Source organism: Stappia sp. ABD4_338, from assembly GCF_056312175.1.
The window spans coordinates 2,109,447-2,135,215 of the sequence record NZ_CM149982.1 but is presented as its reverse complement, the minus strand read 5'-3'; the positions used below and the strand labels follow the sequence as shown (position 1 = coordinate 2,135,215).

The window sequence follows — 25,769 nt, the reverse complement described above, 5'->3', positions numbered from 1 at the left end:
ACCCTGTGCAAGACGTTTACAGATAGGTATGAACACGGGCGACACGCGTCAACCGCGATGCGTCGGCGCCACAGCGGCCGGCCGCGCATTCAGGGGCGCGCCCGCAAGCGATCACGGACCAGCAGGGGCAGCGCATGACCATTGGCAACGATGCGATGACGGCGGCGATCGGCTATGGCGCCCAGCCAAGGGCGCCTTATGCAACCGATCCTTCGGCAAGCCTCGGACGGCTTGTCCCCGAGCCGGAAAGCCCGACCCGTACGCCCTATCAGCGGGACCGGGACCGCATCATCCACTCGACCGCGTTTCGCCGGCTCAAGCACAAGACACAGGTCTTCATCTACCACGAGGGCGACCACTTCCGCACGCGGCTGACCCACACGATCGAGGTGTCCCAGATCGCCCGCTCTCTGGCGCGCGCGCTGCGCCTCGACGAGGATCTCGCGGAGTGCCTCGCGCTTGCCCACGACCTCGGACACACGCCCTTCGGCCATGAAGGCGAGGACGTGATGGACGAATGCATGGCCGACCATGGCGGGTTCGACCACAACGCTCAGTCCCTGCGCATCGTGACGGCGCTCGAGCGGCGCTACGCCGAGTTCGACGGGCTGAACCTGAGTTGGGAAACGCTCGAGGGACTGGTCAAGCACAATGGGCCTCTGCTTGGACCCGATGGCCGGCCGCTTGGCAAGTTCGCTGGGACGGGGCTGCCCTTTGCCATTCGCGCCTACGCTGAAAAGCAGGATCTGCGGCTGGACAGCTGGCCGAGCGCCGAGGCGCAGGTCGCGGCCATCGCCGACGATATCGCCTATGACGCCCATGATCTGGATGACGGATTGCGGGCCGGACTTCTGGATCTGGAACAGATGGACGAAGTGCCGTTCCTCGCGCGTATCCGGGGCGAGGTTCTGCAGCGCTATCCGGCTCTCGAGCCCGCGCGCCAGATCCACGAGATCGTGCGTCGCTCGATCACGCGCATGGTGGAGGATGTGATCGGGGAAGCGCTGAGGCGTCTCGGGGCGCTCGATCCGGCCTCGCCTGACGACATTCGCAATGCGGGCGATGCGGTCGTTGCCTTCTCGTCGACGATGGCGGAGGAGGAGAGGGCGGTGAAGCGCTTCCTCTTCGCCAATCTCTATCGGCATGAGTCCGTGCTGGCGGTGCGGCGCGAGGTGGCGCAGGTGGTGCGCGACCTGTTTGCCCGGTATCGCGCCGAGCCGTGGGAGATGGCGGAGGAATGGCGCCAGGGGCTCGAGGGAGCCTCCCCCGACCGCCTGGCCAGACGCGTGTGCGACTATGTCGCCGGAATGACCGACCGCTTCGCCATCGACGAACACCGGCGGCTGTTTGACCGGTCACCCGATTTGGGCTAGGTCGCGGTCCACTGCGAGGCAGGGCGCGCCATCTGCGGCCCAATCCCCGATCCCATTTGCCAGAGAAGCAGACGATGAACATCTTCAGCGAGTATGCGGAGCACGTGCGCGCCGCGATCCAGGAGCTTTATCCCGACGGTGAGGTTGACGCCGCGCTGCTGGCCAAATGCGTCGTCGAGCCTCCGCGAGACAGTGCCCACGGCGACCTGGCGACCAACGCGGCACTCGTGCTTGCCAAGCCGCTGAAGGCCAATCCGCGCGCGCTCGCCGAGAAACTGGGCGTGATCCTGGAGCGCCATGACGAGGTGGTTTCCGCCGAGGTCGCCGGCCCCGGGTTCCTGAACCTGCGTCTCACGCCCGGCGTCTGGGGCCGCGTGCTCTCGGCCGTGGTGAGACAGGGCGCCGACTACGGGCGTTCGACCCTTGGCGGGTCCAAGAAGGTGAATGTCGAATACGTGTCGGCCAACCCCACCGGCCCGATGCATGTCGGTCACTGTCGTGGCGCGGTCGTGGGCGATGCACTCGCCTCGCTGCTCGATTTTGCCGGCTTCGACGTCGCACGCGAATACTACATCAACGATGCCGGCGCGCAGGTCGACGTGCTGGCGAACTCCGCCCTGCTGCGCTACCGCGAGGCGCTTGGCGAGGACATCGGGGCGATTCCCGAGGGCCTGTATCCGGGCGACTATCTCGTCCCGGTCGGACAGGCGCTGGCGGAGGAATTCGGCGACAGCCTTCTGTCCATGGACGAGGCGGAACGGCTCGAACTGGTCAAGGCGCGAACCATCGACGCCATGATGGACCTGATCCGCGCGGACCTTGCGCTTTTGAACGTTCACCACGAGGTTTTCTTCTCGGAGCGGACCTTGCACGAGCGCAAGGATAACCAGCCCTCGATGATCGACGCGATGCTGGAAGAACTGCGCGGTCGCGATCTGGTGTACGAGGGCACCTTGCCTCCGCCGAAGGGGCAGCTTCCCGAGGACTGGGAAGACCGCGAGCAAACGCTCTTCCGCGCTATGGCCTATGGCGACGACATCGATCGTCCGCTGAAGAAGTCCGACGGCTCCTATACCTATTTCGCGGCGGATGTTGCCTATTTCCTGTCGAAGTACCAGCGTGGCTTCAAGGAAATGATCTTCATTCTCGGCGCCGATCACGGCGGCTACGTCAAGCGCCTCGAGGCGGTGGGGCGTGCGATTTCCGGCGGGGAGGCGAGCGTCGTTGTCCGCCTCTGCCAGTTGGTGAAACTGTTCCGGGATGGCGAGCCGGTGCGGATGTCCAAGCGGTCCGGCGATTTCATCACCCTGCGTGACGTGGTGGAGGAAGTGGGACGGGATCCGGTCCGCTTCATGATGCTGTTCCGCAAGAACGATGCCCCGCTCGATTTCGACTTCAAGAAAGTGACGGAACAGTCGAAAGACAATCCGGTTTTCTATGTTCAGTATGGTCATGCGCGTTGCCGTTCGGTGATGCGTCAGGCGGCCGAGGACGCGGGTCTCGATACCTCCGAGGCGGCGCTTGCGAAGGCCGACTTCACCCTGCTTGCGGACGAGGGCGAGCGGGACCTGGCCGCAAGGCTTGCGGCGTGGCCGCGTCTGGTCGACAGCGCGGCCGAAGCACACGAGCCGCACAGGGTCGCGTTCTACCTGCATGAACTGGCCAGTGCCCTGCACTCGCAGTGGAACAAAGGCAAGGATTTGCCGCAATTACGTTTTATTAACTCTGAAGATCGACAAACAACATTGGCCCGCCTTGGTCTTGTGCATTCGGTTTCCAAGGTTCTTGCATCTGGCCTCACGATTCTCGGAGTGGATGCCCCGGAGGAGATGCGATAACGGCGGGAGCTTTCGTGTCGGCCCGGCGCGGCTGGTGGAGCAGACCCGAAGCTGTCGACCGGTTCCACGCGGGATCGAGGCCATGCATCGGGTTCGCCGGCTCTGCCGGAAACACAACGGTGCCGGTGGTTCGGCGACCCGCATGACCTGAGAACGCCTTGAAACCGGGCGGCAGGGGCGGTGAACGGACCTCCGGACCTAGCGGGGAAGTTCTCTACGCCATGTCCAATCGTTCGAGCCATCCGGCCGGTTCCGGCGCGCAGCGCGACTCCGCAGACGACGGTTTTTCCGGGTTCGAGGAGGATCCGCTCGTCGAACTGGCCCGGATCGTCAGCGAGGGAAATTCGCGCTTTCGCCAGGAAGAGCCGCAGTCGGTCGAGCCCCAGCCTTATGACGAGCCCGAAGGTGAGGTCGAGGTTGCCGAAGACGCTTTCCATGAAGCGGATGCCGGGTTTGATTCGGTCGTGTCCGGCCATGTCTCCGAGGAGAGCGCCTCACTGATCGACCACGAGGCGTGGGCGCGTGATCTCGAGGATGGGCTCGCCCGCGATCTGGGGTTCCAGGTCGGCGCGGACCGTGCGCCCGAGCCCGTTGAGGTGGAACCCGCCGATCCGTATGTCGAGAGCCCTTACGGAACGGATGGCTATGCCGCCGGCCCGGAGGAGTACGACGTGCACGCCGCCGGTTTCCAGGCGGAGGCCGAAGACGTCGCGGCCTACGAGCCCCATGCCGCGGGTTTTCCGGAGGAAGACGGATACCATCAGGATTACCTGCAGGAGGCGCCTGCGGCTCCGGTCCATGCTGACCCCGCATATCAGTACGGCGACGGCCCGGCAGAGGCTGCATACGAGGATCCGGCTACGGAGGCCGAGCCCGGCGTCTACGAGGATGACGGCGTTCATGCCGGGGGTGCCTACGAACGTGCGCTTGAGGAAGCTGTCGCCGCTTCCCTTGCCGCCCGGCAGCTTGCATCCGATCGCCGTCAGACGGAACCTGTCCCCGCGCCTCAGGAGCAGGTGGCCGCTCCGCGAGCGGAGCCGCAGCGGACGCTCACCGACGATCTTGCCGCGTCGCTTGAAAACGAGTTCCTGATGCAGCCGGCCGCGCCGCGCCGCGACGATACCGTTGACGACCTTCCCGATGAGCCCGCGCCGGTGCAGGCATCCGGCTGGCCGCAGGGCGCGGCGTGGGAAGAGCCGGGTTACGCCCGGGAGCCGGAGGCCGATCAGGCGTTCGACGACGACTTCCTCCTGCAGTCCGCGGATGAGCCCCGGCAGGCAACGACATCCGCGCAGGGGTATGAGTGGGCGGATGAGCCGGCCTATGCCGACGACCCCTATGCGCAAGAGGATGCCGAGGCACCGCCGCCGCCGGGTGGCTACGATCTCGATGCGGTCGCGCAGGCCATGCGCGAGAGCGATCCGCACCTCGGTGGTCATGGCGTTCTGCCGCCTCATTCCGACGCCGAACTGGAAGCCGCGCCCGCTCAGGGCAAGTCGCGGCGTGGTCTTGTCGTGGCGGCGACCGTCATGGGGATCGTCGTCATCGGTGGTGGTGCTTTCGCGTTGTTCGACTTCGGCGGAGGCGTTCCCGACGGGCCGCCGGCGATCATCACCGCCAGCGACGAGCCGGTGAAGGAGTTCCCGGAGAACGAGGAGCGTCCGGGCAACGGCGCAAGCAAGCTTATCTACGACCGCGTCGGCGGCGGCGAAGGCACTGGCGAGGAGCGCCTGGTGCTGCGCGACGAGACGCCTGTCGCATCCCTTCCTCCGGCTCCCGCCGGCCAGGTTTCGGGCGAGAACGGTACGATCGTGCCGTCCGGGCCGCGTCGTGTCCGCACGGTCGTGGTGCGTCCCGACGGGACCATCATTTCCGGAAACGATGCGGGCAGCGATACGAATGCGGGCGCGCAGCAGACGGATGGCGGCACCGCGACACAGGCTCAGGGGCAATCCCAGCCGCTTCCCGGTGCAACGGCCGGTTTGACGCCTTCGGGGATCGGGCAGACGTCCGGTACGGCCTCATCCGACGGGCAGTCGCGCGTCGTGTCCACGTCTCCGGTCTCGGCCACTCCCTCCGGGACGGAGAACGCGGCTGGCCAGAGCGCAGCGTCGACCGACGATCCGGCGAATGTGCCGCGTATCAAGCCCGAGGACATCCAGACGCTTGCCCGCTCCGCGACGCCGGCTCCCGCAACGACCGCGCAGCCGGTCGCACAGCGCCAGAGTGCCGCTCCGCTCGACCTGACCGCAAGCTCCGGCCAGCAGGCGCCGGCCGCCCAGCCGGCGGCAACCCAACCCGCAACGCGCGCGACATCCGCATCCGGCACCATTCCCGCAGGTGCCTACGTGGTGCAGGTGTCCTCGCAGCGTTCCGAGCAGCAGGCGCAGACCGCGTTCGACGACCTCCAGAGGCGTTTCGGCTCGGTGCTGGGAGGCGTGTCGCCGGTGATCCAGCGTGCCGACCTGGGGGATCGCGGAACCTTCTACCGTGTCCGTATCCCAACCTCGAGCCGCGACGAGGCGATCTCGCTCTGCGAGCGGCTCAAGACGGCCGGCGGCGATTGCTTCGTGCGCCGGAACTGACTTTCCGCACGCCACGTTCCTTTCCGCTGGGACGGAGCGTGGCGTGCGGCTTTCACGTTGATTTCCGCGTTTCCGACCTCCGTTTCCGGATGACCCTTCATGGCCAAGGCCTTTATCAGCGGATGCTCCGACACCGTACTCACCGCGGACGAGCGCGCATTCTTCTCCGCGGAAAGACCATGGGGCCTCATTCTCTTCGCGCGGAACATCCGCTCTCATGAACAGGTGCGGGATCTGGTCGCCGACTGGCGCGAGACGGTTGGGGATGCGCAGGCCCCGGTCCTGATCGATCAGGAAGGCGGGCGCGTCCGCCGCCTGCGTCCGCCGCTGGTGGCGGACTATCCCGCCGGTGAGGTGTATGGCCGCCTCTACGCCCAAGACCGCGAAGCCGGGCTGCGCATGGCCTGGGCGGGGGCGCGTCTGATCGCGGCGGATCTTGCGGATCTCGGCATAACGGTCGACTGCGCGCCGATCCTCGACGTGCCCACGCCGACGACGAGCGACGTGATCGGCGATCGCGCCTACGCGCGCGATCCCGAAACCATCGCGGCGATCGGACGGGCGGTGGCCGACGGGCTTCTCGCCGGCGGCGTTCTGCCGGTCATCAAGCACATCCCCGGCCATGGCCGCGCCACCGTCGACAGCCATCTGGAACTTCCCGTGGTCGACGCATCGGCCAGGGACCTACGCGCGGTCGACTTCATTCCCTTCAAGGCTCTCGCCGACCTGCCGCTCGGCATGACTGCGCATATCGTCTTCACGGCTCTGGACGGCGAGCGTTGCGCGACGCAGTCGCCGGTGATGATCGATCTGATCCGCTCCGAGATCGGGTTCGACGGAGCCCTGATGGCCGACGATGTTTCCATGAAGGCACTTGGCGGCGACATGGGCGAGCGGGTTGAAAAACTGTTTGCCGCCGGCTGCGATCTTGCGCTTCACTGCAATGGCGAGATGGTGGAAATGCGGTCGGTCGCCGAAGCGGCGCCGGAACTTGCGGGAGAGGCGCTGCGGCGTTGCTTGGCCGCGCTGGCACGCCGACGGGAAGCCGAGCCCCTGGACCGCACGGCCTTGCGGGCGGAATTCGAAGACCTTCTCGCGCGCGGTCGCCACGTCGCCTGAATTCGGCGACGACCGCACGGCAATCGTGTCGGCGCGGTGTTTGGCCCAAGACGATGGCAGAGAAGGGGCGGAGGTGCAGGAGAGTTTCTTCGAGGAAGACACGCCGGCGACCGATGCGGACCGGGCCACCACCGATCCGGCCCTCGTCGTCGATGTGGATGGTTTCGAGGGGCCGCTCGACCTGCTTCTGACGCTGGCGCGCAAGCAGAAGGTCGATCTGGCGCGCATCTCGATCCTGGCGCTTGTCGAACAGTATCTCGAGTTCGTTGCCGAGGCGCGGCGCCTGCGACTGGAACTTGCCGCCGACTACCTCGTCATGGCTGCCTGGCTCGCCTATCTCAAGTCGCGGCTGCTCATTCCCGAACAGAAGGACGAGGACCAGCTCTCGGGCGAGGAGATGGCCGCCGCGCTCGCCTTCCGTCTGCGACGGCTCGAGGCCATGCGCGAGGCGGCCGACAAGCTCATGAAGCGCAACCGGCTCGGGCGCGACGTTTTCGCGCGAGGAATGCCGGAGCCGGTGCGGGTGTCGCGGCAAAACCGCTTTGCCGCCACGCTCTATGACCTGCTGACCGCCTACGCGGCGCAGCGCCAGCGCACGTCCGTCACCTCCGTGCATGTGCGTCGGCGTACGGTCTGGTCGCTGCAGGAGGCACGCGACCTGCTGACCCGCCTCATCGGACAGCATATGGACTGGGCGCCCCTCGATCGCTATCTGTCGAGATACTTGGCGGACAGGGATCAGGCGAGCACCGTTCTGGCGAGCGCGTTCAGCGCCAGCCTCGAGATGGTGCGCGAAGGGGAACTGGAATTGCGACAGTCCGAAGCCTTTGCGCCGATCTTCCTGCGCCGCCTTGCGGATAGCGCGCGAGCGGACAGGTCGCCGCAGGCTGGCGAGACGGATGGGAAGGACGGGACACCCCTTGACTGACGACGAGGATGTCCGTGACGACGGAGCCGTGGGCGACGGCCCGCTGCCGGCGGCGCTGCGCATGGCGGAGGCGCTGCTGTTTGCATCGCGCGAGCCGGTGGGCGAGGCGGAGCTGGCCGAGCGCCTGCCGCGCGGCTCGGATGTCGCGGCGATTCTCGAGGCTCTGTCGGCGCATTACGCCATGCGCGGCGTGAACCTGGTCCAGGTGGCCGGGAAATGGGCGTTCCGCACGGCGGAGGATCTGGCCTGGATCCTGGCGCGCGAGCAGGTGGAAGAGCGCCGGTTGTCGCGTGCGGCACTGGAAACGCTGGCCATCATCGCCTATCACCAGCCGGTCACACGCGCCGAGATCGAGGAGATTCGCGGCGTCTCGACCTCCAAGGGCACGCTTGACGTCTTGCTGGAAACAGGCTGGATCCGGATGCGCGGTCGCCGTCGCACTCCCGGTCGTCCGGTCACCTACGGCACGACGGAGGCCTTCCTGGAGCAATTCATGCTGGCGTCCGTTCAGGACCTTCCGGGCCTTGACGAACTGAAGGGCTCGGGCCTTCTGGACAGCGCCGTTCCCGCAGGCTTCTTCGTTCCGGTTCCCGACGATTCCTCCGGCCTCCATGAGGAGGAGGATCCGCTCGACCAGGACGAACTGTTCGACTTCCCAGAGAATGACCAAGAGCCTCAAGATGACAGCACCGGCTGAGCGGTCGCACGCCGACGAGAGCCCCTCGTCGCGGTGGGGCAGGCGTGGAACTGCCGGCGCGACCATTGCGGCGCGTCTCGATTTCGAGAACGTGAGCCGGGCCTTTGACGGGGTCACGGCCGTCAACGACGTCTCGCTTTCCGTCGAGCCGGGTGAGGTGCTTTGCCTGCTCGGTCACTCCGGATGCGGAAAGACGACACTCCTTCGCATCGCCGCGGGCGTCGAGAGGCAGACGAGCGGACGCGTGCTCATAAATGAGCGCGAGGTCGCGGGGCCGTCCGTCTTCCAGCCGCCCGAGCGGCGGGGCGTCGGCCTGATGTTCCAGGACTATGCGTTGTTTCCCCATCTCACGATCGGCGAGAACGTGGCCTTCGGCCTGACGCATCTCGGGCGGCAGGATGCGCGCGAAACGGCCTTGCGCGCGCTCGACCGGGTCGGCCTGAAGTCCTACGTCGACGACTACCCCCATGCGCTTTCCGGTGGCGAGCAGCAGCGCGTGGCCCTTGCTCGCGCGATCGCGCCACGCCCGGGCGTGCTTCTCATGGACGAGCCGTTCTCCGGCCTCGACCGGCGCCTGAGGGACGCGGTGCGTGACGAGACGCTGTCCGTCCTGCGCGAGACGCGGGCGACCTGCATGCTCGTGACGCACGATCCCGAAGAGGCCATGCGCATGGGCGACCGCATCGCGCTGATGCGCAAGGGGCGTCTGGTCCAGCTCGGGTCCGCCGACGACCTCTACAATCACCCGGTCGATCTCTTTGCGGCGCGATTCTTTTCCGAACTCGAGGACCTCGAAGCAAGCGCGGGGGACGGTGAGGTCGAGACCGTGTTCGGCCGCTTTCCAGCAAGCGGCATCGCGCGTGGTCAGGCCGTCGACGTCTGTGTTAGGCCGCAAGGCATCCTGCTCGGCGAGCCGGGGGAGGGGATCGCCGGGCGCGTGACACGCCGCCGTTTCCTTGGAGAGGTGGATCTGGTCGAAGTGGCGGTTTCCGGTCGGGACCGTCCGCTTCAGGCGCGCCTTCGCGATGGCGGTCGCTTCGCGGTCGGCATGGACGTGGGCGTCCGGCTCGATCCGCGTGACGTGCTCACGTTTGCACGCGAGCGCGACTGAGAAAGCGCTCGCGCGGGTTTGTCGTCGTCGCGCGCAATCGGTTGGTTGCGATGGGCTGCGCTTTGTTGCAATAGTGCCGCGCCGGCGCAGGTGCGCCGGAAGGACGAGGGAGTTTGGCGTATGGGTATCAGCATCTGGCAGATCCTGATCATTGCGGTGGTCGTGGTTCTGCTGTTCGGGCGTGGCAAGATCTCCGAGCTCATGGGTGACGTCGCCAAGGGAATCAACAGCTTCAAGAAGGGGCTGAACGAGGACGACGACGCCGAGACGAAGGCCAAGACCATCGATCACCAGGCCGACGAGCCGGTGTCCATGAACAAGTCCGAGGACAAGTCCAAGACCGGCTGACCACGCGGATCCCGCGCAGCGCTCCTGCCGGAACCCGGGATAGCGAACCGGCTCCGGACGGAGTGCCGGATCGGCGTGTGCCGTTGCCGGACGACAGTGGCGGTGGTTTGACACCCTCCTGGCGGACCGGACGCCCACCTGCCGTTCCATCTGCCGGGTGGCGTGTGACCAAGGGCGTTGTCCCCACGGGACGATGTTTCCGCTCCGGCGAGAGTCTTCCCGGCGTTCCTGCTCATGGCCTGTTGCGTTTCGCTTGCCGGAAAATTCCGCGAGCGTGCCTGCGGCAAGTGTGAAAGACGGACTGAGATGTTCGATATCGGCTGGACGGAACTGGTAGTCGTCGCCGTCGTGATGATCCTCGTGGTCGGACCGAAGGACCTGCCGCGCATGTTGCGCACCTTCGGGCAGACCATGGGCAAGGTCAGGCGCATGGCGAGCGAGTTTCAGTCAACCTTCAACGACGCTCTGCGCGAAGCCGAACAGCAGGCCGACATCTCCGACATGAAGCGTCAGGTCGAAAAGGCCGGCAACTTCGACCCGCTCGGCGATATCCGTCGCTCGGTCGAGCAGGATCGCGCCACCAAGGGGCAGGGGCCCGGCGGGGCCGCGGCCAAGGTGGAGAAACAGGCGGCTGCACCGGCCGCCGAGGCGGCGTCCGCTCCCGCTGGCGAGGCCGGAAAGGCCGCCGGAGACACCACGACCGCAGCCGCGGAAGCGGCGCAGGCGGCCCCGGCTGAATCCGCTTCCGCCGATCCTGCGGGAGACGAGCGCGCGTCCAGGGGCGACAAGGCATGACACAGGAAGATATCGATTCCTCCAAGGCGCCGCTCATCGAACATCTGATCGAGCTGCGCAGCCGCCTTCTGAAGACGGTCGTCGCCATCTTCATCGCCTTCATCGTCTGCTTCTATTTCTCGCAGCAGATCTACAACATCCTCGTCATTCCCTACGAGACGGCGGCGGGGCATCCTGTCGAGCTGATCTACACCGCCCCGCAGGAACTGTTCTTCACGCGGCTCAAGGTGGCGTTCTTCGGCGCGATCTTCATCGCCTTTCCGGTGATCGCGAGCCAGATCTACATGTTCGTTGCGCCCGGGCTCTACAAGCACGAGCGTGGCGCGTTCCTGCCGTTTCTGATCGCGACGCCGATCCTCTTCGCGATGGGCGCCGCCCTCGTGTTCTTCCTGGTGATGCCGCTTGCGATGGGCTTCTTCCTGTCGATGCAGCAGGACGGGGCCGACGGGCAGACCAAGATCGAACTCGTGGCCCGGGTCAGCGAGTATCTCGGCCTCATCATGACGCTGATTTTCGCATTCGGCCTGGTGTTCCAGCTTCCCGTGCTGCTGACCCTTCTCGGGCGTGTCGGAATGGTTTCCGCCGATGCGCTGAAGCAGAAGCGCAAATACGCCATCGTTATCGCTTTCGTGATGGCGGCGGTGCTCACGCCGCCCGATCCGATCAGCCAGTTGGGCCTTGCACTTCCAACACTGCTTCTCTACGAAGTGTCCATCATTTGCGTCAGGATGGTCGAGAAGAAGCGCGCCGAGCGGGAAGCAGCCGACGAGGCGGAAACCTGAGGCGACAGCGTTTTACGCAACTTCCCGGGTGTCTGGCGCGCCGGCCGAATTTCCGGGGTTCTTCATGTTCGACATCAAGTGGATCCGCGATAACAGCGCGGCTTTCGACCACGCCATGGCGCGGCGCGGGCTTGCGCCGCAGGCCGAGGGCCTGATTGCCATCGACGACCGGCGCCGCGCGCTGGTCGGTGAGCTGCAGCACGCCCAGGAGCGTCGCAACGCCGCCTCGAAGGAGATCGGCAAGGCCAAGGCGTTAGGCGACGAGGCCGCGGCCCAGGCGGTGATCGACGAGGTCGCCAAGCTCAAGAGCCAGATCCAGGAAGGTGAGGAAGCCGAGCGCCGCATCGATGCCGAGCTTCAGGACGCGCTGAGCCGGTTGCCCAACATGCCGCATGACGATGTGCCGGACGGCGAGGACGAGGAGGCAAACGTCGAGGTCCGCCGAGTGGGCACGCCGCCGTCGTTCGATTTTTCCCCGAAGGAACACTTCGAGATTTCCGGCCTGGCGGGAGAGCTGTCGCTCGATCGTGCCGCGCGCATGTCGGGGGCCCGCTTTGCCCTGCTTCAGGGCTCGCTTGCACGTCTTGAACGCGCCATCGGCCAGTTCATGATCGACATCCAGACCGGCGAGCATGGCTACATGGAAGTCTCGCCGCCACTTCTGGTACGAGACGAGGCGCTCTACGGAACGTCCCAGCTTCCCAAGTTCGCCGAGGACCTTTTCAAGACCACCGACGGCCGGTGGCTGATCCCGACCGCCGAAGTGCCGCTGACCAACATGGTGGCGGGCGAGACACTGGACGAGACGGCCCTGCCCATGCGGGTGACGGCGCTCACGCCCTGTTTCCGCTCTGAGGCCGGCTCCGCCGGCCGCGACGTGCGCGGTATCCTGCGGCAGCACCAGTTCTGGAAGTGCGAGATGGTGTCCGTGACGACGCCTCAGTCGTCGCTCGATGAACTGGAGCGCATGACCGGTTGCGCCGAGGAGGTGTTGAAGCGCCTCGGTCTTGCCTATCGCGTCATGGTGCTCTCCGCCGGCGACATGGGCTTCGGTGCGCGCAAGACCTACGACATCGAGGTCTGGTTGCCGGGACAGGACACCTATCGCGAGATTTCGAGCTGTTCGGTCTGCGGCGACTTCCAGGCCCGCCGCATGAACGCGCGCTATCGACCGGACGGCGAGAAGGGGCTGCGATTCGTGCACACGCTCAACGGCTCGGGACTGGCGGTCGGACGCACGCTCATCGCGGTGCTCGAGAACTACCAGAATGCGGACGGCAGTGTGACCGTGCCGGAGGCTCTGCGTCCCTACATGGGCGGCATCGAGAAGATCGGAGCGGCCTGATGCGCATTCTTCTGACGAATGACGACGGCATTCATGCCGAGGGGTTTGCCGCGCTGGAAGCGATCGCGCGTGAGTTGTCCTCCGATGTCTGGGTGGTCGCGCCGGAGACCGACCAGTCCGGCGTCGCGCATTCCCTGACGCTGCACGACCCCTTGCGCCTGCGCGAGGTCGGCGAGCGGCGCTTTGCCGTGCGCGGCACGCCGACCGACTGTGTGATCATGGGCGTTCAGGAAGTGATGGGCGGTCGCCCGGACCTGATCCTGTCCGGCGTCAATCGCGGTCAGAACGCGGCCGACGACGTAACCTATTCCGGCACGATCGCCGCTGCCATGGAGGGCACGCTGATGGGCATACGTTCCATCGCGCTCTCCCAGGCCTATGGCTGGAAGACACGCGGCAAGCCGTCATACGAGACGGCTGTCGCCCATGCGCCGGCGCTGATCGACAAGCTCATGAACTTCGCGTTTCCGCCGGATACGCTGCTGAACGTCAATTTCCCCGATCGTGCTCCGGGTGCGGTGCAGGGCGTGCAGGTGGCCCGGCAGGGCAAGCGCACGCTTTCGGAACTCGCCGTCGACAAGCGGACCGACGGGCGCGGCGTACCCTATTTCTGGGTCGGCTTCCGCAACGAGGAGGAAACGCCGGCGGAGGAGTCGGATCTGGCGGCGCTCGCGGCCGGCTACATCTCGGTCACGCCGCTCAAGCTGGACTTGACGGCTACCGCGGTTCTCGGCGATCTCCGCCGGCTTCTCGACGAGTAACCCGGACATCCGGGGCAGGGTGTCCTGAAGCGGAAAAGCTGTTGCGGACGGGGAGGCGCGCGTGGGTGCGGACGAGGACAGGACTGAGGGCGGCCGGACCGGCAGGGCTCTTGCTCCGGCCGACGCGCAGGCCGCCATCGAGGCCGACCGCGAGGCAACGGCCGCACTGATCCTCAAGCTCAGACAGTCGGGAATGCGCGACCAGCGCGTCCTGTCGGCTCTGGAGCGTGTTCCGCGCCGCCTGTTTCTTCCCGCCGCCTATCAGCGCCATGCGGGCGAGGATACGGCACTTCCCATCGAGTGCGGGCAGACCATCTCCCAGCCGAGCCTTGTCGCCAGGATGAGCGAGGCACTGGAACTCGCGCCGACCCACAAGGTGCTGGAGATAGGGACCGGATCGGGATACCAGGCCGCGATCCTGGGCCTTCTCGCCGGTGAGGTTCACACGGTCGAGCGCTATCGCACGCTTGTCGATCTCGCGCGCGAGCGCCTGCACAGCCTCAAGATCACAACCGTTACCGTGCACCATGCGGACGGCCTCGAGGGGCTGGGTGAACATGCGCCCTATGACCGCATCATCGTGACCGCGGCCGGCCCCGAAGTGCCTCAGGTTTTGATTTCCCAACTGGCCGACAACGGCCTTCTCCTCATGCCGAGGGGGGAAAAGGGCTCGATTCAGGAACTTGTTCTCGTGCGCCGGCTCGGAGGGACGACGGACACCAGGATCCTTGCAAAAGTGCGGTTCGTGCCGCTTGTGGAAGGTGTCGCGGCGCGCCTGTGACATCGCATGTCGCTAGGGAAGAAGTTTCTTCCATGGCGTTTTGATGGCTGCGCTTAAGTCTTTATCAACGTTACCGGCATTTAATCGGACCTAACGACGCAAGGTGTCTTTAAGTCCGAGTAGCGCCATGTCCAAGCATCATTTCCGACCTTCCGCCCGACTGCTCGCGCAGACCGCGACGATTGTCCTCGTCGCTGCGCTCGCCGGTGCATGTAGCGGTGGTGTCGAGCGGTTCGATGACCCGATCTTCACTGGCAACACCGACAATCAGCGAGCGCTCCTGCACGGAAAGCCGGCGGAACAGCCAGGCTTCGACGCTCTGGTTGCCGGCCCTGACCTCGATCGCTCCGTGCAGCGGTCCGCGCTGCCCCCGGCGACCGGCGGAAGCAATGCGACGACCACCGGCTCCATTCCCAATCGGCGTCCCGTCGCAACTGCGCCGGTGAAACCCGTTGCCCAGGCACGTTCCGTCACCCAGACGCGTCCTGTCGCGACGGTTCCCGCATCGAGCGTCGCTCCGGATACGGCGCCGCGCACGGTCCGGGGCTGGACCACGGCGGGGGGGACGCAGGTGTCCGCCCGCGCCGGCGATACGGTCAAGGGCATGTCGCGCAAGTATGGCATTCCGCCCTACGTGCTCGCCGATATCAACGGGGTGAGCGCTGATGCCACCTTCCCGGCGGGGCAGAGGGTGACGATCCCGACCTATGTGCACGGTGCCCCGAGCACGACGACGGCTGCGAGCCAGCCGGTCCGTCTGCCGCCGGCAGGTGGCTCGCCGAGCGTGACGGGCTCCATTCCGGTCGCCACCCGCGCGGTCGCGAATGCGCCGATCCCGCAGCACAAGCCGGGCGCCCGGCCGCAGGTCGCGACGCTTCAGGTGCCGGCCTCGTCCGAACCCTCGCGCCAGGTGACCAGCGCGCATCCCAAGCGCAAGCCGGCCTTGTCGTCCGCGCGCAGCCAGCCGGTTGCCGAGCCGAAGGGCGCGACGGTCCAGAAGGCGGCCGTGCGTGAAGCGCCGGAGACGGCGCCGACGCGTCCGATCCAGGTGAAGGCCGAGCAGGGCGACCCCAATACCCGGCGTTTCCGCTGGCCCGCCAAGGGGCGGATCATCTCCGACTACGGTTCCAAGCCGGGTGGCTCACGGAATGATGGCATCAATCTGGCGCTTCCCGAAGGAGCCGACATCAAGGCCGTCGAGGATGGCACCGTCATCTACTCCGGCAATGAGCTGAAGGGGTATGGCAACCTGGTTCTGGTGCGCCACGATGATGGCTGGGTCTCGGCCTATGCCCATGCCAGCGAGCTTCTGGTCAAGCGGGGCGATCCGGTCCGGCGCGGCCAGACAATCGCCAAGGTGGGGGCGACCGGGTCGGTCACCCAGCCGCAGCTTCACTTCGAGCTGCGTCGCGGCAACAAGGCCGTTGACCCCATGAAATATCTCGCAAGTCTCTGATTGCAGGGGCTGCGGAAGCTAGCGAGTCGCGGGCGCCTTCGGGCGCCCGTTGTCGTTTGGGGCGCTTTTCCACAGTCGTGGCCGCGGTTCGCCGCGGCTTTGATCGAAACGTCACATTCATCGCGGCGAGGCGCTTGACTTGTTTGGCGGCGCGCCGTACATCAGCGCCACTCCCGGCGGCCACAAGCCGCCCGAGGCCAAGCGGGTGTAGCTCAGTTGGTTAGAGTGCCGGCCTGTCACGCCGGAGGTCGCGGGTTCGAGCCCCGTCACTCGCGCCACTTGCCTCGGAAAATGGGATCTGCCGGACGGCCTGGAGCCGTCGGCACGGACGAGGCGAGCGGGTGTAGCTCAGTTGGTTAGAGTGCCGGCCTGTCACGCCGGAGGTCGCGGGTTCGAGCCCCGTCACTCGCGCCACTCGCCTCAGTTCCCCTTCTTCTCCTGAATGCCAATCAAGACTGACGCTCCCGGGTTCGAGGCTCGGGTTTTCCTGTTTGGACGCCGGTCACACGCGTGCCCCATTCCGGAGGCAGTTGCGTGAACCTCGTGCCGTGTGGCGCGACACAAACGGCAGGCGGGGAGGAGGTTGCGTCGATGACCGAAGCTGTTCGAGGGGCTGCAAGGGTCTGGCGCTCGCGCGTGTGGCCTCTTCTTGCCGGTTGCGCATTGATATTCGCCCCGTTGCGGGCCGAGGCGGACTGCCTTCTGGTTGCCGATGCCGCCGATGGTCGTGTCCTGCTCGAGACTGGAACATGCGATGAGCGCGTGACGCCGGCTTCGACCTTCAAGCTCGCGCTGGCCGCAATCGCCTTTGATGCCGGGGTCCTGAAGGGCGCGCACGATCCCGTCATGACATACCGTAAGGGCGAGGTCGCCTGGGGCGGCGACAGGTGGCGCGGAGACATCGATCCAGAAGCGTGGATGGAGCGTTCCGTCGTCTGGTATTCGCAGCGGCTTGTCCGCGCCCTCACGCCGAAGCGTGTTTCCCGGACCCTTCGAGCGCTCGGCTATGGAAACGCGGACCTTTCCGGGGATCCGGACGCGGGGAGGGGCCCGGAGTGGTCCTGGATTGCCTCGTCCCTGAAGATCAGCGCAAGCGAGCAGATGGCCTTTCTGCGGGAGCTGGACGCGGGAGCGCTCGATCTCGATCCCGCGGCGATGTCGCAGGCGCTTGCGCTGCTGCCCGCCTATGACGGTGGAGAGGGCTGGCGCGTGAAGGCCAAGACCGGCGGCGCCTTCCGTCTGCGGCCGGACGGCGGCGTCGACCGCAGTCGCGGGTGGGGCTGGTTCGTCGGACGCGCGGAGAAGGGCGCTGAGCGCCTGCTGTTCGTGCGCCAGGTGATCGAGACGAACGGGGCCAGGGGATCGCCCGGGCGCCGTGTGCGTGATGATGTGCTGGCAAGGTGGCCCGCGATCGCGCGCGAAACACTAGCAGCCAGGTGAGGCGATTCCCTGATGGCAAGGGCGTGTACTGAATCGGCGTCGACCGATCCTGCCGCGTGACCTTATCCGCTGTCCCGTTTCGACATCCGAATTCGCGCGAGTGCGAACAAGCGTCGCAGCCTCTTTCGGGGTCGGTCGGGCGAGGTGGCCGGGAGCGTTGGCGGATAGCTGCCGCCGGGACGCGGCGGCACCCTGTCAAAGTCGAATTATGAGCCAAAAACTCAGGTTTTTGGCGCGTGAAACCATTGAGGTCTTTGCACGACCGTCGGGCTTGCGTTGCAGTGTGGCGTGGGCTAAGCGTGCGCGGTATGGGCATTCGGTGACGCCGTCCTCTCACGTGACGTCGCCGATTTCGCCGGGTTCCGGATCGCCATCGGCCGATCCTCTCCAGACGGGGCAGGGCCGGGACGTTTCAAGTGATCTGACCGGCGTTTCGCGTCAGGGCGCTGGATCTTCCGGCCGCCGGACGTCGGCGCAAGGATACGATTGGACATGGAAGAGCTGCTCAGGGACTACGTGCCGATCATCGTCTTTATCGGTGTATCGCTGGTCATCGGTCTGGCGCTTTTGATCTCGCCTTTCCTGGTCGCCTATCAGAACCCCGATTCGGAGAAGCTCTCGGCCTACGAGTGCGGCTTCAATGCGTTCGACGACGCACGCATGAAGTTCGACATCCGCTTCTATCTCGTGGCGCTGCTGTTTATCATCTTCGACCTTGAGGTTGCGTTCCTGTTCCCGTGGGCGGTGAGCTTCGGCGACCTTGGCTGGTTCGGCTTCTGGTCGATGATGGTGTTCCTCGGCGTGCTCACCATCGGCTTCATCTACGAATGGAAGAAGGGAGCACTGGAATGGGATTGACCTCGAGCGAGCCGCTCGTCGCCCAGGCTCCGAAGGGCATTCTGGATCCCGCCACCGGCAAGCCGGTCGGCTCGAACGATCCGTTCTTCATGGAGCTCAACGATGAGCTCTCCGACAAGGGCTTCGTCATTACGGCGGCCGACAATCTGATCCAGTGGGCGCGCACCGGCTCGCTCATGTGGATGACCTTCGGTCTCGCGTGCTGCGCGGTCGAGATGATGCAGATGTCGATGCCGCGCTATGACGCCGAGCGCTTCGGCTTCGCGCCGCGCGCCTCTCCGCGCCAGTCGGACGTGATGATCGTTGCGGGCACGCTGACCAACAAGATGGCCCCGGCGCTTCGCAAGGTCTACGACCAGATGCCGGAGCCGCGCTATGTGATCTCCATGGGATCCTGCGCGAATGGCGGCGGCTACTACCACTATTCCTATTCGGTGGTTCGCGGTTGTGACCGCGTGGTGCCGGTCGATATCTACGTTCCCGGATGTCCTCCGACGGCGGAGGCGCTTCTGTACGGCGTCTTGATGCTGCAGAAGAAGATCCGGCGCGTGGGCACGATCGAGCGCTGAGGCAGGCAAACAGGACAGGGAAGGGCGTCCATCCGGGATGCCCGCCCGAAACGGATCGGTGTCAGGACGGATCGGTGTGATGGACGAAACGCTCGCTGAACTTGGCGAACACATCAAGGCGGCGCTTGGCGACGCGGTCGAGGACTGCACGGTCGCCTTCGGCGAGCTGACGGTCGTGGCGCGTGCCTCCGACATCGTTCAGGTCGTCCGCTTCCTGCGGGATGATTCGAGCTGCCAGTTCGTCAATCTGACGGACCTGTGTGGTGTTGACTGGCCCGAGCGCGACCAGCGCTTCGACGTCGTCTATCACTTCCTGTCCCCGAAGCAGAACCTGCGCATTCGCGTGAAGGTCGCAACCGACGAGGACACGCCCGTTCCCTCGATCATCGACGTTTTCGCCGGTGCGGAGTGGTTCGAGCGCGAGACCTACGACATGTACGGCGTGCTCTTCACCGGACACCCGGACCTGCGCCGCATTCTCACCGACTACGGCTTTGACGGCCATCCACTGCGCAAGGACTTCCCGCTGACCGGCTATGTCGAGGTTCGCTACGACGACGAGAAGAAGCGGGTGGTCTACGAGCCTGTGCGGCTGAACCAGGAATTCCGCGACTTCGACTTCATGTCTCCGTGGGAGGGTGCCGAATACATCCTGCCGGGCGACGAGAAGGCAAGCTGAGGGTCGGGGTGATGGTGGAACGGCTTAGCGGCGGCTGTCTGTGCGGAAAGGTCCGGTTTTCGGCCGCTCCCGCCACGCGTGACATGGGCGTCTGCCATTGCTCCATGTGCCGGCGCTGGAGCGGCGGTGCGTTCATGGCGGTCGATTGTGGTGACACGGTCGAGTTCGCCGAAGGCGCCGAGCCCGGTGTCTATGTGTCGTCTGACTACGGCGAGCGTGTCTTCTGTGCCCGGTGCGGCAGTTCGCTCATGTGGCGGATGCGCGACGGGTCGCACGCGAGCGTGTCGGCCCAGGCATTCGACACCCCCGAGGTGTTCGCGCTGACGACGGAGATTTTCGTGGACGAGCAGCCCTCCGGCTACGCGTTCGCCAATTCGACCCGGAAAATGACCGGCGCGGAAGTGTTTGCTCTCTACGCGCCCAATCAGGAACCTCAACATGGCTGAGGCCCAGGTCCGCAACTTCAACATCAACTTCGGTCCGCAGCATCCGGCGGCTCACGGCGTTCTGCGCCTTGTGCTGGAGCTCGATGGCGAGGTGGTGACCCGTGTCGATCCGCACATCGGCCTGCTGCATCGCGGCACCGAGAAGCTGATCGAGCACAAGACCTACCTTCAGGCGGTGCCCTATTTCGATCGGCTCGATTACGTCGCGCCGATGAACCAGGAACACGCCTTTGCGTTGGCGGTCGAGCGGATGCTCGATATCGAGGTGCCCAAGCGCGGTCAGTTGATCCGCGTTCTCTATTCCGAGATCGGGCGCATCCTGTCGCATCTGCTCAACGTGACCACGCAGGCCATGGACGTCGGTGCGCTTACGCCGCCCCTGTGGGGGTTCGAGCCCCGCGAGGAGCTGATGGTGTTCTACGAGCGGGCCTGTGGCGCGCGCATGCACGCCGCCTTCGTGCGGCCGGGCGGCGTGCACCAGGACCTGCCGGGCGAGCTGCTCGACGACATCTGGGACTTCTGCGACCCCTTCCTCAAGACCCTCGACGACATCGAGGGGCTTCTCACGGACAACCGCATCTTCAAGCAGCGTAACGTCGATATCGGCGTGGTGTCGCTCGAGGATGCGTGGGCACGCGGGTTCTCCGGCGTGATGGTGCGCGGTTCGGGTGCTGCCTGGGATCTGCGCAAGTCGCAGCCCTACGAATGCTATTCGGAGCTCGATTTCGACATTCCGATCGGCAAGAACGGCGACTGCTACGACCGCTATCTCATCCGCATGGAAGAGATGCGCCAGTCGGTGCGCCTCATGAAGCAGTGCCTCGAGAAGCTCACCGTCGAGCGCGGGCCGGTGTCGTCCGCGGACGGCAAGGTGGTGCCGCCGAAGCGTGGCGAAATGAAGCGCTCGATGGAGGCGCTCATCCACCACTTCAAGCTCTACACCGAGGGCTATCACGTGCCCGCCGGCGAGGTGTATGCGGCCGTCGAGGCGCCGAAGGGCGAGTTCGGCGTCTATCTCGTCGCCGATGGAACCAACAAGCCCTATCGCTGCAAGATCAAGGCCCCGGGCTTCGCGCATCTGCAGGCGATGGATTTCCTGTGCCAGGGGCACATGCTGGCGGACGTGTCGGCTGTCCTTGGATCCCTTGATATCGTGTTCGGAGAGGTTGACCGGTAATGGCCGTACGTCGCCTTCACCATGAGCAGCCCGAAAGCTTCGCATTCACGCCGGACAACCAGGCGTGGGCGGAGAAGGTCATCGGGCGCTATCCGGAGGGCCGTCAGGCCTCGGCGGTGATCCCGCTTCTGTGGCGGGCGCAGGAGCAGCACAACGGCTGGCTTCCCGAGCCCGCGATCCGCTGTGTGGCGGACATGCTGTCCATGCCGCACATTCGCGTGCTGGAAGTTGCGACCTTCTACACCATGTTCCAGCTTCAGCCGGTTGGCCGCAAGGCGCACATCCAGGTGTGCGGCACGACGCCGTGCCAGCTTCGCGGCGCAGAGGATCTGGTGGCGGTGTGCAAGCGCAGGATCGCCGAGCACGCCCATGAGGTGTCCGAGGACGGCGATTTCTCGTGGGAGGAGGTCGAGTGCCTCGGTGCCTGCGTCAACGCGCCGATGATCCAGATCTTCAAGGACACCTACGAGGATCTGACTCCGGAAGGCCTCGAGGGCCTGATCGACGATATCTCGGCCGGTCGCGAGGTGACGCCCGGCCCGCAGAACGGGCGCCGTTTCGGCATGCCCCTGTCGGGCCAGACATCGCTCGGCGACATCAAGGATACGACCGAGGGGCACCTGCCGGCCGCGCATGTGATCGATGGCGCCGAGAAGGCGTCGCACGCCTTTGCCGGCGATCACATCAACGCGGGCGGTTCCGATTTCAACGGTGTCCCGGGCAAGGTGCCGGGAGCGGCGAAGACCTCGTCGGCGAAGAAGGCCGATGACATCGGCACCGACGCGCAGAAGGCGGTGCCGGCGGCAAAGCCCGCAGCAAGGAAGGCCGAGACGCCCGCGAAGTCCGAGCCGAAGAAGCCTGCCGCCCAGACGAGCCTCGATCTCGACGAGGACGCCGGCACGGAGCCGGAGCTTCTGAAGGGCGCGCGCGAGGGCAAGGCGGACGACCTGAAGCGTATCAAGGGCGTCGGACCGAAGATCGAGGGCATCCTCAACGAGATCGGCGTCTATCACTTCGACCAGATCGCGGGATGGACCGAGGAGAACAAGGCCTGGGTCGAGACCCGGCTGAAGTTCAAGGGCCGCATCGACCGCGAGGACTGGATCGCCCAGGCGAAGGTTCTGGCATCGGGCGGCGAGACCGAGTTCTCGCAGCGTGTCGACACCGGCGACGTGCCGACGAGCAAGGCGTAAGGAGCGGAGAGCGGTATGCTGAAGGATCAGGACCGGATCTTCACGAATATCTACGGCCTGCATGACTGGGGTCTTGCCGGCGCGCGTCAGCGTGGCCAGTGGGACAACACCAAGGCGCTGCTCGACAAGGGGCGCGACTGGATCATCGACGAGATGAAGTCCTCGGGTCTGCGCGGCCGTGGCGGCGCCGGTTTCCCGACCGGTCTCAAGTGGTCGTTCATGCCCAAGGAGTCCGACGGACGCCCGGCCTATCTCGTCGTCAACGCCGACGAATCCGAGCCCGGCACCTGCAAGGACCGCGAGATCCTGCGCCACGATCCGCACACGCTGGTCGAGGGCTGTCTGGTCGCCGGTTTCGCCATGGGCGCGATTGCCGCCTACATCTACGTGCGCGGCGAGTTCATCCGCGAGCGCGAGCGCCTGCAGGCAGCCATCGACCAGGCTTATGACGCGGGCCTGATCGGCAAGAACAACAAGAACGGCTACGACTTCGACATCTATGTCCACCACGGTGCGGGTGCCTACATCTGCGGCGAGGAGACGGCACTGCTCGAAAGCCTCGAGGGCAAGAAGGGCCAGCCGCGCCTGAAGCCGCCGTTCCCTGCCAACGTCGGCATCTACGGTTGCCCGACGACCGTGAACAACGTCGAGTCCATTGCGGTCGCTCCGACGATCCTGCGCCGTGGCGCTGCGTGGTTCTCCGGTCTCGGCAAGCCGAACAACGCCGGCACCAAGCTCTTCTGCATCTCCGGTCACGTGAACAACCCGTGCACCGTGGAAGAGGAGATGGGCATTCCCTTCCGCGAGCTCATCGACCGTCATTGCGGCGGCATTCGCGGTGGCTGGGACAATCTGCTCGCGGTGATCCCGGGCGGCTCGTCCGTCCCTTGCGTGACGGCGGAGAACATCACCGACTGCGACATGGACTTCGACAGCCTCAAGGGGCTGGGCTCCGGTCTCGGCACGGCGGCGGTGATCGTCATGGATCGCTCGACCGACATCATCAAGGCCATCGCCCGGCTCTCCTACTTCTACAAGCACGAGAGCTGCGGCCAGTGCACGCCGTGCCGCGAGGGCACGGGCTGGATGTGGCGCGTGATGGAGCGCATGGCCAAGGGCAATGCCGCCAAGGAGGAGATCGACATGCTCTTCCAGGTCACCAAGCAGGTCGAGGGGCACACGATCTGCGCGCTTGGCGACGCGGCCGCGTGGCCGATCCAGGGCCTCATCCGGAACTTCCGTCCGGTGATCGAGGCGCGCATCGACGAGTATACGGCCAAGAGCCGCAAGCCTGCGGCGGCGCCGCTGGCGGCCGCGGAGTGAGGCTTTCGGCGGCAGCGGTCGCCGACTGGAACTGATTTTTCAGGCGTGCAGGGCGCGCCGGATGCAAGCCGTGAGGGCAGCAAGGCATGAACAGGGTTATCGTAGTCGACGGCAAGGAGGTCGAGGTCCCGCAGGACTACACGCTCCTGCAGGCCTGTGAGGCCGCCGGTGCCGAGGTGCCGCGTTTCTGCTTCCATGACCGGCTTTCGATCGCCGGCAACTGCCGCATGTGCCTGGTCGAGGTGAAGGGCGGGCCGCCCAAGCCGGCCGCGTCCTGCGCCATGAACGTTCGCGACCTGCGTCCCGGCCCCAATGGCGAAGCCCCCGAGGTCTTCACCAAGACGCCGATGGTCAAGAAGGCCCGCGAGGGCGTGATGGAGTTCCTGCTCATCAACCATCCGCTCGATTGCCCGATCTGCGATCAGGGCGGCGAGTGCGATCTGCAGGACCAGGCGATGGCCTATGGCGTCGATGCGTCGCGCTTCTCCGAGAACAAGCGCGCGGTCGAGAACAAGTACATCGGTCCGCTCGTCAAGACGATCATGACGCGCTGCATTCACTGCACGCGCTGCGTCCGTTTCACCACCGAGGTCTGCGGCGTCGCCGATCTGGGCCTCATCGGCCGTGGCGAGGATGCGGAGATCACCTCCTATCTTGAGCAGGCGCTGTCCTCGGAGATGCAGGGCAACGTGGTTGACCTGTGTCCGGTCGGCGCGCTGACCCACAAGCCGTATGCCTTCCAGGCGCGTCCGTGGGAGATGGCCAAGACCGAGTCCATTGACGTGATGGATGCCGTTGGATCCGCGATCCGCGTCGACACGCGCGGCCGTGAGGTCATGCGCGTTCTTCCGCGTCTCAACGAGGCGGTGAATGAGGAGTGGATCTCCGACAAGACCCGCTACATCACCGATGGCCTCAAGACCCAGCGCCTCGACCGGCCCTATGCCCGCGTCGACGGCAAACTGAAGCCGGTATCCTGGGGCGAGGCCTTCGCCATCATCGCCGAGAAGGTGAAGGCGGCGGCGCCCGAGAAGATCGGCGCGCTGGCGGGCCAGTTCGCAAGCGTCGAGGAGATGTTCGCGCTCAAGGGGCTGATGGACGCCCTGTCGGTTCCGAACATCGACTGCCGTCATCCCGATTCCCCGCTCGATCCGGCCAAGGGCCGTGCAAGCTACCTCTTCAATTCCACGATCGCCGGGATCGAGGAAGCTGGAGCCATCCTTCTGGTCGGAACCGACCCCCGCAAGGAAGCGCCGGTTCTCAACGCTCGCATCCGCAAGCGCTACACGCGTGGCGATGTGACCATCGGCGTGATCGGCCAGGCGGGCGACCTGACCTACCCGTACAACTACCTGGGTGCGGGGCCGGAGACACTGACTTCGCTGATCGACCACGGCAAGGCCAAGGCCGAGAAGCCAATGGTGATCGTCGGGCAGGGCGCCCTGAACCGCACGGATGGTGCCGAGGTTCTGGCGCTTGCGGCCAAGGTCGCTAACACCGTTGGTGCGGTGACCGAGGACTGGAACGGCTTCAACGTGCTGCACACCGAAGCCGCGCAGGTCGGCGGCCTCGACATCGGCTTCGTGCCGGGCGAGGGCGGCAAGGCGACGGGCGCGATGCTTGAGCCGGGCGCGATGGACGTTCTCTTCCTGCTCGGCGTCGACGAGGTCGAAGTGCCGGAAGGGGCCTTCGTGGTCTATCAGGGCACCCACGGCGACCGTGGTGCGCATCGTGCCGACGTGATCCTGCCGGGGGCTGCGTACCCGGAGAAGTCGGGCACCTACGTCAACACCGAAGGCCGTGTCCAGATGGGCGAGCGGGCGGCATTTCCTCCGGGCGAGGCTCGTGAGGACTGGGCGATCCTGCGGGCTCTTTCCGCACAGCTCGGCGCGGCGCTTCCCTACGATTCCCTCGGCGCGCTGCGCGCGGCGCTCTATGCAGCTCACCCGCACATGGCCGCGATCGATCAGATCGCGGAAGGTGACAAGAGCGCGGTCGAGGCGCTGGCCGGCGGGTCCACGAAGACCGGGTCGGATGCGTTCCACAACGCGATCACCGATTTCTACCTGACCAACCCGATCGCGCGCGCTTCCGCGACGATGGCCGAATGTTCGGCCCTCGCCAAGGCGCGCACGGCCGAAGCTGCGGAATGACGGGGGCGAATG

23 protein-coding genes and 2 tRNA genes are annotated in these 25,769 nt (G+C 65.9%); all 25 read left to right on the top strand.

Annotated features, from left to right (window positions below):
- The first annotated feature begins 155 nt into the window (after positions 1-155).
- The 25 genes from ACYX4S_RS09835 to nuoG all read left to right on the top strand — a co-directional run bounded on the left by ACYX4S_RS09835 (position 156) and on the right by nuoG (position 25,757).
- Positions 156-1,373, top strand: coding sequence for a deoxyguanosinetriphosphate triphosphohydrolase (locus ACYX4S_RS09835; protein WP_476362847.1), 1,218 nt, complete (start codon positions 156-158; stop codon positions 1,371-1,373).
- Positions 1,374-1,447: 74 nt separating this feature from the next.
- Entirely contained in the window at positions 1,448-3,211 is a 1,764-nt protein-coding gene (gene argS, locus ACYX4S_RS09830) for an arginine--tRNA ligase (RefSeq protein WP_476362767.1), read from the top strand.
- A 221-nt stretch (positions 3,212-3,432) separates the two neighbouring features.
- Positions 3,433-5,796 carry an SPOR domain-containing protein gene (locus ACYX4S_RS09825; RefSeq protein ID WP_476362766.1) on the top strand — a complete coding sequence of 788 codons (2,364 nt, stop codon included), beginning with the start codon at positions 3,433-3,435 and terminating at the stop codon, positions 5,794-5,796.
- A gap of 99 nt (positions 5,797-5,895) precedes the next feature.
- Positions 5,896-6,915 (top strand): beta-N-acetylhexosaminidase, encoded by a 1,020-nt coding sequence (nagZ, locus tag ACYX4S_RS09820; protein ID WP_476362765.1) that lies wholly within the window; start codon positions 5,896-5,898, stop codon positions 6,913-6,915.
- Between the two features lie 73 nt (positions 6,916-6,988).
- A complete protein-coding gene (locus ACYX4S_RS09815; protein ID WP_293723077.1) occupies positions 6,989-7,843 on the top strand; it encodes a segregation and condensation protein A in 855 nt (284 codons plus the stop codon).
- A gap of 61 nt (positions 7,844-7,904) precedes the next feature.
- Positions 7,905-8,540 (top strand): SMC-Scp complex subunit ScpB, encoded by a 636-nt coding sequence (scpB, locus tag ACYX4S_RS09810; protein WP_293723457.1) that lies wholly within the window; start codon positions 7,905-7,907, stop codon positions 8,538-8,540.
- Entirely contained in the window at positions 8,524-9,651 is a 1,128-nt protein-coding gene (locus ACYX4S_RS09805; protein ID WP_476362764.1) for an ABC transporter ATP-binding protein, read from the top strand. The genes scpB and ACYX4S_RS09805 overlap by 17 nt, the downstream gene beginning before the upstream one ends.
- 120 nt (positions 9,652-9,771) lie before the next feature.
- On the top strand, positions 9,772-9,999 hold the full coding sequence (locus ACYX4S_RS09800; protein WP_293723081.1) for a twin-arginine translocase TatA/TatE family subunit: 228 nt from the start codon (positions 9,772-9,774) through the stop codon (positions 9,997-9,999).
- Positions 10,000-10,305: 306 nt separating this feature from the next.
- Positions 10,306-10,794, top strand: a complete 489-nt coding sequence (tatB, locus tag ACYX4S_RS09795; protein ID WP_476362763.1) for a Sec-independent protein translocase protein TatB — start codon at positions 10,306-10,308, stop codon at positions 10,792-10,794.
- Positions 10,791-11,576: a twin-arginine translocase subunit TatC gene (gene tatC / locus ACYX4S_RS09790; protein WP_293723087.1), complete on the top strand. Its 786-nt coding sequence runs from the start codon at positions 10,791-10,793 to the stop codon at positions 11,574-11,576. The genes tatB and tatC overlap by 4 nt, the downstream gene beginning before the upstream one ends.
- A 64-nt stretch (positions 11,577-11,640) precedes the next feature.
- Complete coding sequence (gene serS, locus ACYX4S_RS09785; protein ID WP_476362762.1) at positions 11,641-12,921, top strand: serine--tRNA ligase; 1,281 nt, start codon at positions 11,641-11,643, stop codon at positions 12,919-12,921.
- Positions 12,921-13,682 (top strand): 5'/3'-nucleotidase SurE, encoded by a 762-nt coding sequence (surE, locus tag ACYX4S_RS09780; protein WP_476362761.1) that lies wholly within the window; start codon positions 12,921-12,923, stop codon positions 13,680-13,682. The genes serS and surE overlap by 1 nt, the downstream gene beginning before the upstream one ends.
- 61 nt (positions 13,683-13,743) lie before the next feature.
- Positions 13,744-14,463, top strand: coding sequence for a protein-L-isoaspartate(D-aspartate) O-methyltransferase (locus ACYX4S_RS09775; RefSeq protein ID WP_476362760.1), 720 nt, complete (start codon positions 13,744-13,746; stop codon positions 14,461-14,463).
- Between the two features lie 127 nt (positions 14,464-14,590).
- Positions 14,591-15,919, top strand: coding sequence for a murein hydrolase activator EnvC family protein (locus ACYX4S_RS09770; RefSeq protein ID WP_476362759.1), 1,329 nt, complete (start codon positions 14,591-14,593; stop codon positions 15,917-15,919).
- 201 nt (positions 15,920-16,120) lie between these two features.
- Positions 16,121-16,197, top strand: a tRNA-Asp gene (locus ACYX4S_RS09765).
- 59 nt (positions 16,198-16,256) lie between these two features.
- Positions 16,257-16,333 (top strand) — tRNA-Asp (locus ACYX4S_RS09760).
- 177 nt (positions 16,334-16,510) lie between these two features.
- Entirely contained in the window at positions 16,511-17,359 is an 849-nt protein-coding gene (locus ACYX4S_RS09755) for a penicillin-binding transpeptidase domain-containing protein (protein ID WP_476362758.1), read from the top strand.
- A gap of 492 nt (positions 17,360-17,851) precedes the next feature.
- Positions 17,852-18,217: an NADH-quinone oxidoreductase subunit A gene (locus ACYX4S_RS09750; protein WP_293723100.1), complete on the top strand. Its 366-nt coding sequence runs from the start codon at positions 17,852-17,854 to the stop codon at positions 18,215-18,217.
- The gene (locus tag ACYX4S_RS09745; protein ID WP_293723101.1) at positions 18,208-18,786 is read left to right on the top strand and encodes a NuoB/complex I 20 kDa subunit family protein; all 579 of its coding nucleotides are present in this window, start codon (positions 18,208-18,210) and stop codon (positions 18,784-18,786) included. Before ACYX4S_RS09750 ends, ACYX4S_RS09745 begins: the two co-directional genes overlap by 10 nt.
- 79 nt (positions 18,787-18,865) lie before the next feature.
- Positions 18,866-19,465: an NADH-quinone oxidoreductase subunit C gene (locus ACYX4S_RS09740; protein ID WP_422068607.1), complete on the top strand. Its 600-nt coding sequence runs from the start codon at positions 18,866-18,868 to the stop codon at positions 19,463-19,465.
- Between the two features lie 11 nt (positions 19,466-19,476).
- The gene (locus ACYX4S_RS09735; protein ID WP_476362757.1) at positions 19,477-19,911 is read left to right on the top strand and encodes a GFA family protein; all 435 of its coding nucleotides are present in this window, start codon (positions 19,477-19,479) and stop codon (positions 19,909-19,911) included.
- On the top strand, positions 19,904-21,088 hold the full coding sequence (locus ACYX4S_RS09730) for an NADH-quinone oxidoreductase subunit D (protein WP_293723107.1): 1,185 nt from the start codon (positions 19,904-19,906) through the stop codon (positions 21,086-21,088). The genes ACYX4S_RS09735 and ACYX4S_RS09730 overlap by 8 nt, the downstream gene beginning before the upstream one ends.
- Entirely contained in the window at positions 21,088-22,281 is a 1,194-nt protein-coding gene (locus ACYX4S_RS09725) for an NADH-quinone oxidoreductase subunit E (protein WP_476362756.1), read from the top strand. Before ACYX4S_RS09730 ends, ACYX4S_RS09725 begins: the two co-directional genes overlap by 1 nt.
- Positions 22,282-22,296: 15 nt before the next feature.
- Positions 22,297-23,604: an NADH-quinone oxidoreductase subunit NuoF gene (gene nuoF, locus ACYX4S_RS09720; protein ID WP_293723111.1), complete on the top strand. Its 1,308-nt coding sequence runs from the start codon at positions 22,297-22,299 to the stop codon at positions 23,602-23,604.
- A gap of 86 nt (positions 23,605-23,690) precedes the next feature.
- Positions 23,691-25,757 carry an NADH-quinone oxidoreductase subunit NuoG gene (gene nuoG, locus ACYX4S_RS09715; RefSeq protein WP_476362755.1) on the top strand — a complete coding sequence of 689 codons (2,067 nt, stop codon included), beginning with the start codon at positions 23,691-23,693 and terminating at the stop codon, positions 25,755-25,757.
- Positions 25,758-25,769 lie beyond the last annotated feature (12 nt).